Genomic DNA, 11213 nt, shown 5'->3' on the forward strand with positions numbered 1-11213 from the left:
CATCGACGGTGATGTTGAATATGGTTCGGTCATGGCCGGGCAGTCTGTTGGTATGGTCCATGTCGAGCGCCCGGTTGTCGACATCATTGCGAAGCTGGTCGACGAAGCCAACGCCGCCCTGGCGCGCTAACATTCCCCTCCCGCAGGCGGGAGGGGCAAGGGGAGGGGGAGCGAAGCGAGCTTCTTGCTGTCGGCAATGATTGCCCTCCCCCGACCCCTCCCGCAGGCGGGAGGGGAGGAATATCTGTCTTGCCAACGCAACACAGTCTGCGCATATCGCTTGCATGACAGATGACCACTCGCCAGAACTTACCGCGCTCGACCCTGCGTTCGTGACCACCAGCAGAATTGCAACTGGCCTTGGCTTGCTGCCTTTTGTCATTGGGGCTGGCGTTTTGGAGATCGCGCAAGTTCTGCCGCCCGGCTCCTTTCTGGTGCCTATGTTATTACTTTACACCTTCGCCGCGTTCGTCGTTCCTGCGCGCAAATACCGTCACTGGGGCTATGATATGGGGACAGACCGTCTGCGTATCGTTCGCGGATATATGTTTTATCGTGACACAATTGTACCCTTTGGCCGCATTCAGCATATCGATGTGGATCAGGGCCCGATTGACCGCCGCTATGACTTGGCGACTTTGACAGTGCACACGGCGGGCAATCACAATAGCAAAGTGGCCTTGCCGGGCCTCTTGCATGCCGACGCGTTGGTGATGCGTGAGGCTATTCGCGCTGCAATCCGGCAGGATGTGCTGTGAACCAGATAGCCGAGGCAATGCATGAAGGGGACGTGCATGACGGCGAGCGGCTGCATATTAGCGGTCTGTTGGTCACATTTGTATCAGGCCTGCCGCAGCTGGCGTTTCCTTTGGTCGCGGCGGTTTTCGGCGTCCGGCAGTCAAAGAACCCGGCGCTTATTCCGATCGTTATCGCCGCAGTTCTTGTCATTAGCCTGTTTTTCCGATGGCTGGCATGGCTGCGCTTTCGCTATCATGTCGGTGACCATGATATCCGCGTCGAGAAAGGTATATTGAACCGGACTGCCCGGTCGATCCCCTATGAGCGCATTCAGGATGTGAGCATTGAACAAAAGCCGCTTGCCCGGATGATGGGGCTGGGCGAGGTAAAATTCGAGACGGGCGGCGGGGATGGCGATGACGCGAAGCTGAGCTTCGTCACTTTAGACGAAGCAAACAGGCTGCGAACCCTTATCCGATCGCGAAAAGCCGGGATCGTTATCGTTGGCGACGACCCCGCTGTCGCCGAGTCACAGGACATTGCGCCGATCTTTGCCATGGATGGCAAAAGGGTTTTGATCTTCGGTCTTTATTCCTTTTCGCTGATCATTTTTGCTGTTCTTGGCGGGGTGGCGCAACAGTTTGATTTTCTGCTGCCATATGATCTTTGGGATTTGAAACATTGGGCGGGCCTCGCGGAGGCGCGCGGCGTCAGCGTGAACAAAATCAACGGCGTCGGTTGGGTGGTGCAATTGATCCTCGCCGTTATTGCCCTCATGAGTCTGATTTTCATTGGCTTTGCAACGGGTGTTGCGCGCACGTTGCTGCGTGAGCACGGGTTCCGCCTCGACCAGACATCGAAAGGTTTCCGGCGTCGGCGCGGGTTGCTGACGCTAACCGATGTTGTGATGCCCACGCACCGTGTGCAAGCCGCGGTTGTGCAAACCGGGCCATTTCGGAAACGGCGTGGTTGGCATAGCCTGAAATTTGTAAGCCTGGCTCAGGACAGCAAGGAAGAAAGCAACTACGTCGCCGCCCCCTTTGCGACACTTGGGGAGGTGTGGCGTATCGCTCAAGCCGCAACGATTCAGGCGCCAGACGGCGACGACGGGTTGCAAAGAGGCGCAGCGAAATACTGGATTTCGCAGATTATTTTGATAACGCCGCCCATATTTGTCGCGATGGCGGCGCTGGTGGTTTTTGCGGATGCACCATTTTTGCGAACAACATTGCTGTTGTCGCTACTGGTTCTGGTCGGGATGATCTTCTGGTTTGACTGGCGCAAATATCGGTTCGGGCTTGATGGCCACCAATTATACCTTCAACGCGGCTGGTGGCGGCAGCAAATGACCATCGCGCCGCAGGTGAAGGTGCAAAGTGTCGAGATCGCCCAAGGGCCATTGTCACGGCGCTTGGACCTCGCATCGCTCAAGTTCGGTATTGCCGGTGGCACGCTGGAAATGATTGCAGTTCCGCTTTCGACCGCGCACGCAATTCGGGACGCAGTTCTGCAAAAGGTTGCAGCCGTGGATTATTCAGCGATCAATCAATCGCACTAGCAACCTGCGTTTCAATCACGCTGCCATCGTCCTTTCGCAGCGTCATCGTCACCTTCTTTGCTGCCCAGTCGATGTCAATCTGGCCGAAATTCGGGATGCCCCAGAAGCCGCCTGTCCTGCGTGGGTCTGGTTCGCGGTCGCTGCCATCGCCTTTGCCAAAAGCAAAGTTGAGCGAGCTCGAAGTAAAATCCCATAAGGGTTTTGAAAGGCCGGGCGCATTTGTCTTGTAAAAGCCGCCCGAGTGCCTGTCTCCGGTGAGGAAAATAGCGTTGTTGACGCCTTTCTGACCAAGCAGCGCATATAGCTTTTCGCGCTCTTTGGGAAAATTGGTCCAACCTTCAAAATTATGCGCATCGGTAATCACCTGCGTTGAAGAAATGATGAAGCGCACGTCTGCGGGCTTTTCCAGTTCCCGCGCCAGCCATTGCCATTGCGTTTCGCCTAATATCGTCGCGGCGGGGTCCATATTCGGGATATACCAACCAAGCGCAGGACCTGGATCACGGTATGGCATGGTGGCAAGGTTGGAGCGGAAGAAACGTCCGTCCAGCATGATGAACTGGACGCGTTTTCCTGCGGGTCCGACGATGCGGCTTTCATAGACACCGGGGCGTGATTTCACCTCGTCTGATGCGCCCCAAAAGGTTTCATATGCGCTTTCAGCCCATTCCTTGAAGGCAAATGTGCCCCCTGCATCATTGGCGCCATAATCATGGTCGTCCCACGTTGTCATCATCGGTACGCTTCGGCGGAAGCGGTCAAATTCGACACGGCTATTCAGTTTCTTGTAGCTCGCGGCCAAAGTCGGAATGTCGGCGCTGTTTGTTGGCCTTGTGTCGCCGTAGACGTTGTCGCCGATAAGCAGAAACGCTTGGGGCTTTTGCGTGGCAATGACGTCCCAGAATTTCATGTCACGGTTTTCGTTGACGCAACTGCCGAACGCGAAACGTGTGATGACCGTATCGGCCGATAGAGAGGGGCTGGAGGGTGCCGTTGGCAATTGGACGTCGAGCGTTGCGTAATAAGGTCGCAATGCCTCCTGCGCGCTCTGAGGCGTTCCTGCGGATATGGGAGCAGGGGTCTGGGAAAGTGGAACCGCACAGCTGGACAACAGGAGAGCGACAATAGGGAGAGTATATTTCATGTGCTGATCTTGCCTTTAATCAGAAGCTGGGTTTTCCCTTCGTCGTCCTTGAAAAGATTCGCGTCAATCCCGTAAACTTTAGCCAGATTGCCGACGGTAACTACCTCGTCAACGCTGCCTTGCGCAAACAGCTTTCCTTGGTGCAGCAGCAATATGTGATCGGCAAAGCGGACGGCATGGTGCAGGTCATGCAGCACCGCAATGACGCCTTTTCCGTCTTTAGCCTGTCGCCGAAGCAGGCCCAATATGTCGAGCTGAAAGCCGGGATCGAGATTGGCCAAAGGCTCATCCGCCAATATCCATTGCGGCTCGCCTGCAAGCACCCGCGCCAGCAGCACGCGCGCGCGTTCGCCGCCCGACAGTTGTGTGACGGGGCGCCGCGCAATGCTCTCGGTCGCCGTTGCCGTCATTGCGGTTGCAATCGCGTGGCGGTCTTCTGTTGAAGGCCCTGCGCCGCGCATATGCGGAATGCGGCCAAGTGCGACCAAGGCTTCTGACGCTATCGCCCAGTGCGTTTCAGCGCCCTGTGGCAAGAGGCCGATAGCACGTGCCCGCGCGGCTGCAGGCAACCCGCCAACGTCGGCGTCATCGAGCTGTACGGATCCGGTATCTGGCCGCAGCAGGCCAGCGAGGCAGGCAAGCAAAGTCGATTTGCCAGCACCATTGGGGCCAAGAATGACGCTGAGCTTTCCGGCCATGAACGCAGCGTCTATCCCTTCCAAGGTCGGTTGACCGTCATGCGCGAAGCTTAGATTATGGACGGTCAAGGTCATGCCGCGCGCTTCCGGTAACGCAGCAACAACGCGAGGAAAAACGGCGCGCCAAGCACCGCCATTGCAATACCAAGCCGCACTTCCCCTGGACCGGGGACAAGCCGCACGAGGCTGTCGGCGGTCAGCGTTAAAATCGCGCCCCCAAGCGCCGAGGGCAACAAAATCTGTGACGGTTGCTCGCCATAAAGCCCGCGAATAAGATGAGGCACAATTAAACCGACAAAGCCGACAACGCCCGATACGGCGACTGATGCGCCCACCGCAAGCCCTACGCCTAGAACAATGATCCACTGCAAACGCAGCAGATCAATGCCAAGACTTCGGGCGCCATTTTCACCTAATGTCAGGGCGTCAAGCGCGCGGCCAGTGGAGAGCAAAAGCAGCGTACCCAATGCCATGAAGGGAAGTGCAGTCCATAGGTCACTCATCAACCGGTCAGTGAGCGCACCCATCAACCAGTTGATGATTTCGCTCACGGCAAACGGGTTTGGGGCAATGCTGATGACAAATGCCGTCAGCGCGCCCGCTAGCGTCGACAGCACCATGCCGCCAAGGATAAAACCAATTGGGCCGCCACCGCGTGATATCGCGAGCAAAAGCAGGATGCTCGCGCTTGCGCCAATCATGGCAGAACCAAAAAGGCCGAAGGGCAGCAAGTTGACGCCCGTGAATATCGCAAGAACACCGCCAAGTGCGGCGCTCGCAGACACGCCAAGCACGGTGGGGTCAGCCAGCGGGTTGCGCAGATAGCCCTGCATGACCGCGCCAGAAACCCCCAGTACCGCGCCGATACAAAGGCCAAGCGCCGCGCGGGGCAAGCGCAATTCTAGGAAGATCCAGCCATCAGCATTGTCTGCTGCCCAAGATGTCGGCCAGATCCAGACCTTGCCTGCCATCAGCGATAGCAGGAACGCTGCGACTGTGAGTAACAGCAGGACTGATGTCATCGACCGCCGAGTCATCTGATCCCATTCTGTGCAGTTGAAGAAAAGGAAGCGCGCGTTTTGGACAGGATTGCCGAGACCTTGATGATCGTCGGGCCGCCGCAAAACAAAAGCCTGTCGGGAAAATCAACGATTTGAGTCCGCTTGCCCAAATGATCGAGCAGCTTCTGCCGGGCGTTCAGCGCGCGTGCGTCTGCGCCTTTGGCCATAGTCGGCATGAAGATTACTTGCGGCGGGTGACGCAACAAGGTTTCCAACGGCAAGACTCCCCATGAAGCAAGGCCATATTGCGCACTTGCGTTGCGGAACCCGTGCCGCGCCAAAAGCTCGTCCTGCAGCGTACCCTTTCCTGCCACGAAGCCGCCATTTTGCCAGATGATAGCGGACACGGGCCGCCCGGAAATTTGGTTGTTGGGTAGCGATTTTTGAATGCGGGAAATCAGGGCTTCTCCGGCGTCCGCCCTGTCGATTGCAGCAGCCAGAGTCCGTATCTGGTCGATGTCATCTTCCATGGTCGGCGCAACGCCAACGGCAACGGTTTTCACGCCAGCGCGCGCCAACAATGCATTTGCGCCGGATGATGCCAGATTGCCTGTCAGCACGATCTTCGGTTTTGCCAGCAGCAGTTCCTCCGCACCCGAACTAATGGCTGGCAACTGCGAGGACCAGGCCAAAGGCGCAGAGGCGCTGTCCGGGTCATGCGAATACATGCTCACCGCCGTAACCTGACCGGGCAGCGCGATTTCGGCCAGCACTGAGTCAATACACGGATTGTTCGACACAATGCCATTGGGCAGAATATCTGGCTGGCTGGTGCACCCTGTCAGGGCGAACGCCGACAGGACGCACCAGCCAAACCGCATCAGAATTTCGCCCTGACGCCAACTGCCGCATTTCTGCCAAAGCTGTTATAGCGTGCAACGGTTGTATATTCTGCGTCGAACAGATTATCGACCCGTCCATAGACTTCGATCACGTCAGTCAAAGGCATCGATGCGCGCACGCCGACCAGCGCATAGCCATCGAGACGGACGGTATTAGCCGCGTTGTCGAAGCTATCGCCGATGATCAGAACACTGCCTCCAACGGACAGACCAAGGCTGGTTCGCCAGTCGATGGTCAGGCTGGCGCTATGTTGCGGGCGTAATGCCTGACGATTACCGAAATTACCGCCGTCCGTTTGGTTGATTGCGTTCACGAGAGTGTAACTGGCGCGCACATCGAGCCGCTTGGTAGGATTGAGGTTAAACCCAGCTTCAAGTCCGGTAGCCGTCAGCTTGTCGATATTTTCGGATTGGAAACTGATCACGGAAAAGGCAATGAGGTCGTTGCTGCGGCGGTTGAAATAGGTCGCAAAAGCCTGCGCCTTGCCCCCCAAAAATTGATGTTCAACGCCAAGATCGAAATTGCGCGCTGTTTCCGGCTTTAGATCCGGATTGCCGAAGGGCGGTTGGCCCTCGGTAAGCGTAGGGGCGCGAAAACCCTCACCATAGGTCGCGCGTATCACCGTCCGTCCGTCATTGGGGGTATAGGCTGCGTTCCCGCCGAAGGTCGTCTGCCCGCCATAATCACTATAGGCATCGTGCCGGACGCCAGCGGTAACGGTCAGTCCAGAAACTGGACGAACGATGAATTGTGCAAAGCCACTGGCAACGTCGTTGCGCGCCACGTCAGGTGCCGCGCCTTCAAACGAGGTGCTGGCAAAGCTACGTTCATATTCGGCACCGGCAACCACGGTGAGTGCGTCACTCACGTCAAATGCCGCATGATATTCAGCCCGGTCAATGGCGCCGCGCACATCAAAATTGTTGAAACTGAACACCACCGGATCGGTCCCGATGCGTTTAATGTTAGTGCGGGTGTAAGCCACCCGGTTTTGCCACCGGCCATCAAGCAGGTCAAAATTTGCGCCGACATAGCCGACAAATTGGCGGTTGCGGGACACGGGCAGGGCGTTCGCGCCAATACCAAAGAGCGAGTCATATTCCACTGTTGCCCGGTTGTAATAGCCCCGGAAATCTAGGTTGAAGCTGTCGCTGATCTTAACCTTTAACCGACCATTACCCGTGACATTATCATAACCGTCACGCTCGGTTCCCCCTAATAGCGCCGAAATTCCATCGCTGTTCACGAACGAACCACCGACACTGCCCTCCAATACGCCGCTCGTGCCTGCGATATTCGCCTGCAACCTTTTGGTATCAAAAGAACCATATTCCGCGCCAAGGCGAGCCGTAAAGCCTTCGGTCGGTACAATCGACTGAACATTCACAACGCCGCCGATGGCCTGGCTTCCCCAGATGACCGAATTGGGCCCGCGCAGCACTTCAACGCGGTCGATATTGCCGGTCATTAACGCGCCGAAATCGAATGCACCATTTGGACTGGTAAGATCATTGATCCGCACGCCGTCGATCAAGACCAAAGTTTGCGCGCTGCTGCCCCCACGAATGAAGGCGCTGGTCTGACTGCCAAGGCCGCCCCGCGGGGCGATGCTGATCCCAGGCACGGTCCGTAATGCGTCAGCTATGGTAGCGCTTTGCAATTGGTCGAGGCGGTCGCGGTCAACGATGTCGATAGCCTGCCCGGTTTCCGATCGCGGCTGTTCAAAGCCGCTTGCGGTCACCACAATTTCTTCGTCATCAGCTTGTGCAAATGCAGTCGTTGGCAGCAACGCAATCGCGGCTGCCGTGTGTTTTAATATGGTCACGGATGTATCTCCTTCGCATGACGTCCAAACAAATGTCGTCACGCGAGGAAAACCCCGATTGCGCCAGTGTCCCGCAAGCACAAAGGACAAACCGCAATCAGGCAGGTCTCCTGGCTCCCGGGTCAGTGCCCTTGCCCCGCCTTCCCAGTTTCACGGTTTCCCGTTTTCCCAGTGGCATTTGGAGCAAAAGCTCGCCGGTTACAGTTGCGGGAACAGCGCCGGATTTCCGCCGGCTTCCCTATTATCCGCGCTCTCACGCAGACCTGATACGTAGCTAAACGCTAGGCGGATTTTTGACTAAGAGCAAGGGGTTGCGCTTCAACCCGCTTGGGCCGAGTTTAATGCCGCGTTTTCCCCGGACGCTGCATGCCCCAGAATTGCGGGCCTTCGGGTACTTGCCAAATGTGTTTAATGGTGAAACCAAAACTCTGATATACCGCGATATTATGCTCGTCCGCGGTCTCCAGATAGGCAGGTAGGCCATCATGATCCGCACGTTCAAGACCGGCACGGATCGCCGCGCCGCCAAAGCCTTTGCCCTGAAACGCCGGGTCGCATCCTGCGTAATGCAAATACCAGAATGGCTCTTTCGGCAGATGCTTTTCGATCAGTTCGGCAACTTCCAACCCGCGAAAAATGGAAAAGCGCAGGCATTGGACGAACGGAATGAACAGCCGCGCGGTATCAAACATGGAATCGCGCGCTTGGCCCGGGCCACGCCACAAGGTGACGGCTTCAAATCCCTCCGTACCGAAAACTGCGCCCCTGCGATGTTCGTCGCGAAGGAACAAATGAAACGCGCCTATAAGCCTTTGCGCCCGCAATTTCGGATCAGGAATGACATAGCTCCAGCCCGATTCAGTCTGAAACGCCCGCGATAATGTTTCGGCAATCTCCAGGTTATCGGTTGGTTGCAATAGACGTGCGTGCGGCAAAATTATCCCTTCGCCTGCGTCATGATGGGCAGGTTGCGGACGCGTTTACCCGTTGCCGCGAACAGGGCATTGGCCAAAGCTGGTGCTGCAGGAGGCACGCCGGGCTCTCCAATTCCGCCCATCTCCGCCCCGCTGTTCAGGAAGTGGATATCCTGAACAAGCGGTGCTTGCGCCATCGTCATCAACGGATAATCGCTCAAATTGCTTTGCTGCACGGCACCCTTTTCCAAGGTGATCGCTTCCCCGATAGCGGATGACAGCCCCATGATCGTGCCACCCTCAATCTGCGCCATGGCGGCGTCAGGGTTCACGATACTGCCTGCGTCAACGACCGTGGTCACCTTGTGGACCTTAGGCATGCCATCTTCGCCGACGGATGCCTCCACCACTTGTGCGACGATGGTTTTGAAGCTTTCAACCAGCGCAACGCCCCTGCCTGTTCCGGCGGGAAGTGGCGTGCCCCATCCGCTTTTGGCTGCAACCTCGTCCAGAACGCGTAAGTGCCGCGACCCAGCCTTTAGGTGATTTCGGCGGAACGTGACTGGATCTTCGCCCGCTGCATGTGCCAATTCATCCATGAAACTTTCATTGTAAAAGCCCTGTTGCGTCGAGTTTACCGAACGCCACGCGCCTGTCGTCTGGTTGGAGACATGGGCGAAATGCCTGCGCGATACGGCAGGCAAAACATACGGAAATACGGTTTCGCTTTCGGCGCTTTCGGGTTGGGCATAATCATTGCGATAGGCAGCGATTCGCTTTTGACCGGTAAGCGAGGCCTTCAACACCGCAGAGCTTTGCGGGCGATATGCTCCTTGCGCAACTTCCTCCTCACGGCTCCAAATAAGTTTGACCGGATACGGCAATTGCATGGCAAGCTTCGTTACCTGGCCAACAATTTCCATATACATGGGCAATCGCCGGCCAAAGCTGCCGCCAATCATCATCGGGTGGAAAGTAACATTGTCCGCGTCCAAACCAGACACTTCGACGGCCATCATTTTGGTTGCCAGCGGGTCCTGCATCCCGCCCCAGATATCAAGCTTTCCGCCCTTGAAATGGGCCGTGAGCGCAAATGGCTCCATCATGGCGTGGTGGAGGAACGGCACCTGATATTTTGCCTCTATCGGCTTTGACCCAAGGCCAGCCTGCACATCACCGTCGCCAGCTTCGGCATCAGCTTCGCCTTTGCCGAATAAATCGTCATGCGCCTTGAAAATCGATGCGGTCGAAATGCCTCCATTGCCGCCGTCGCTGAATTCGGGGGCCAAAGCCCGCAATCCCGAAATCGCTGGCCAATAGCCGTTCCCGATTACGGCGACCGCGTCGTCCAGTTTGATGACCTTTTCCACGCCTTTGACCGCAAGTGCAGGGGCAGCGTCGACCGACGACAGCTTTCCGCCGCGCACTGGCGCTGCCTTGATTGTGGCAACGCGCATGTTTGGAACACTAAAATCCATGCCATATTGCGCGGTGCCATCGACCTTGGCAGGAATATCCAGACGCTGCATCGACTGGCGCATGAGGCGATATTGTCCGGGGTCTTTCAGCCTGGGATCGTTTTCCAGCGACAAGGTGGCCGCTTCGCCTGCAAGTTCGCCGTACCGAAGCGATCGTCCCGATTTTGCATGGACGACATAGCTGTCCTGCGTCGTGAGTTCGGTCGCCGGAACGCTCAAGCGCTTGGCCGCGGTTTCAACGAGCGCAAGCCGCGTTGCCGCGCCGACCTTTTGGAATGTCTGCTGTCCAGTGAACCGCAGTGCGGATGATCCGCCGGTAATTTGCAGGTTCATCTGCCGCGCGATGAACGACAGAAAGGACTGGGGTATGCCATTGATGATTGCAGGCTGCCCAGTCATTTCGGCCAAAAATCCACGGCCCAAGCCAACATTGGCGAAGGCCGATTCGGCTGGTGCAGACACGAGGCGCACTTGATCCCAATTGGCATCAAGTTCTTCGGCCAGCATTTGTGCTAGCCCTGTGTTTGACCCCTGACCAATGTCGGTGTGCGGCGAGTAGATCGTGATTACGTCGTCCTCACCGATTTTCAGCCATGTCGCAAAGCTGTGCCCGCCTTTGCCAGCAACGAGTGTCTTCGCGTCCTTGGCAGCATTGTTATCAGCAATGGATATGCCAAATAAGCCAGCGCCAACGATCGCAACGCCGCCGATGAGAAAGGCGCGGCGCTTGACGCCTTTGCGCTTGACGGGCGCTGCAGCTTCCATTTCGCCTGTGGGGTTATCGGCCATCAGACAGCTCCTTCTTTGGCTTGAACGGCGGCAGCCTTGGCAGCTTGCCCGGTTGCGGCTTGAATGGCTTTGCGAATGCGCGGATAGGTGCCGCATCGGCAGATGTTGGTCATGGCTTCGTCGATTTGCGCGTCGCTTGGGCTACCAGTTTTCTCGATGAGCGCG

10 protein-coding genes, 1 pseudogene and 1 riboswitch are annotated in these 11213 nt (G+C 57.0%); of the genes and pseudogenes, 3 read left to right on the forward strand and 8 right to left on the reverse strand.

Annotated features, from left to right (window positions below; genetic code table 11):
* The 3 genes and pseudogenes from ACLL9E_RS04375 to ACLL9E_RS04385 form a co-directional block, all read left to right on the forward strand.
* Positions 1-130: pseudogene (locus ACLL9E_RS04375) on the forward strand (2-nitropropane dioxygenase); the annotation flags it as partial.
* Positions 131-284: 154 nt separating this feature from the next.
* Positions 285-758 (forward strand): PH domain-containing protein, encoded by a 474-nt coding sequence (locus ACLL9E_RS04380; RefSeq protein ID WP_411290524.1) that lies wholly within the window; start codon positions 285-287, stop codon positions 756-758.
* Positions 755-2296 carry a PH domain-containing protein gene (locus ACLL9E_RS04385; protein WP_411290525.1) on the forward strand — a complete coding sequence of 514 codons (1542 nt, stop codon included), beginning with the start codon at positions 755-757 and terminating at the stop codon, positions 2294-2296. Before ACLL9E_RS04380 ends, ACLL9E_RS04385 begins: the two co-directional genes overlap by 4 nt.
* Here ACLL9E_RS04385 and ACLL9E_RS04390 read toward each other — a convergent pair.
* The 8 genes from ACLL9E_RS04390 to ACLL9E_RS04425 form a co-directional block, all read right to left on the reverse strand.
* On the reverse strand, positions 2280-3440 hold the full coding sequence (locus tag ACLL9E_RS04390) for an alkaline phosphatase D family protein (RefSeq protein WP_411290526.1): 1161 nt from the start codon (positions 3438-3440) through the stop codon (positions 2280-2282). The two genes, ACLL9E_RS04385 and ACLL9E_RS04390, sit on opposite strands and share 17 nt — an antisense overlap.
* Positions 3437-4213, reverse strand: a complete 777-nt coding sequence (locus tag ACLL9E_RS04395; RefSeq protein ID WP_411290527.1) for an ABC transporter ATP-binding protein — start codon at positions 4211-4213, stop codon at positions 3437-3439. The genes ACLL9E_RS04390 and ACLL9E_RS04395 overlap by 4 nt, the downstream gene beginning before the upstream one ends.
* Positions 4210-5175 carry a FecCD family ABC transporter permease gene (locus tag ACLL9E_RS04400; protein ID WP_411290528.1) on the reverse strand — a complete coding sequence of 322 codons (966 nt, stop codon included), beginning with the start codon at positions 5173-5175 and terminating at the stop codon, positions 4210-4212. Before ACLL9E_RS04400 ends, ACLL9E_RS04395 begins: the two co-directional genes overlap by 4 nt.
* Positions 5172-6020, reverse strand: a complete 849-nt coding sequence (locus tag ACLL9E_RS04405) for an ABC transporter substrate-binding protein (RefSeq protein WP_411290529.1) — start codon at positions 6018-6020, stop codon at positions 5172-5174. The genes ACLL9E_RS04400 and ACLL9E_RS04405 overlap by 4 nt, the downstream gene beginning before the upstream one ends.
* On the reverse strand, positions 6020-7867 hold the full coding sequence (locus ACLL9E_RS04410; protein WP_411290530.1) for a TonB-dependent receptor plug domain-containing protein: 1848 nt from the start codon (positions 7865-7867) through the stop codon (positions 6020-6022). Before ACLL9E_RS04410 ends, ACLL9E_RS04405 begins: the two co-directional genes overlap by 1 nt.
* An 82-nt stretch (positions 7868-7949) precedes the next feature.
* Positions 7950-8149: riboswitch (cobalamin riboswitch) on the reverse strand.
* Between the two features lie 56 nt (positions 8150-8205).
* Positions 8206-8802, reverse strand: coding sequence for a GNAT family N-acetyltransferase (locus ACLL9E_RS04415; protein ID WP_411290531.1), 597 nt, complete (start codon positions 8800-8802; stop codon positions 8206-8208).
* A gap of 2 nt (positions 8803-8804) precedes the next feature.
* A complete protein-coding gene (locus ACLL9E_RS04420) occupies positions 8805-11048 on the reverse strand; it encodes a molybdopterin cofactor-binding domain-containing protein (protein WP_411290532.1) in 2244 nt (747 codons plus the stop codon).
* A complete protein-coding gene (locus ACLL9E_RS04425; protein WP_411290533.1) occupies positions 11048-11206 on the reverse strand; it encodes a 2Fe-2S iron-sulfur cluster-binding protein in 159 nt (52 codons plus the stop codon). Before ACLL9E_RS04425 ends, ACLL9E_RS04420 begins: the two co-directional genes overlap by 1 nt.
* Positions 11207-11213 lie beyond the last annotated feature (7 nt).

This window comes from Sphingorhabdus sp. (assembly GCF_046596595.1).
Taxonomy (GTDB): Bacteria; Pseudomonadota; Alphaproteobacteria; order Sphingomonadales; family Sphingomonadaceae; genus Sphingorhabdus_B.

Bases quoted from the DNA above. Each gene is read 5' to 3' on its own strand.
- ACLL9E_RS04395 (WP_411290527.1), bottom strand. From the start codon at position 4,213: ATGACCTTGACCGTCCATAATCTAAGCTTCGCGCATGACGGTCAACCG.
- ACLL9E_RS04390 (WP_411290526.1), bottom strand. From the start codon at position 3,440: ATGAAATATACTCTCCCTATTGTCGCTCTCCTGTTGTCCAGCTGTGCG.
- ACLL9E_RS04420 (WP_411290532.1), bottom strand. From the start codon at position 11,048: ATGGCCGATAACCCCACAGGCGAAATGGAAGCTGCAGCGCCCGTCAAG.
- ACLL9E_RS04400 (WP_411290528.1), bottom strand. From the start codon at position 5,175: ATGACTCGGCGGTCGATGACATCAGTCCTGCTGTTACTCACAGTCGCA.
- ACLL9E_RS04405 (WP_411290529.1), bottom strand. From the start codon at position 6,020: ATGCGGTTTGGCTGGTGCGTCCTGTCGGCGTTCGCCCTGACAGGGTGC.
- ACLL9E_RS04380 (WP_411290524.1), top strand. From the start codon at position 285: ATGACAGATGACCACTCGCCAGAACTTACCGCGCTCGACCCTGCGTTC.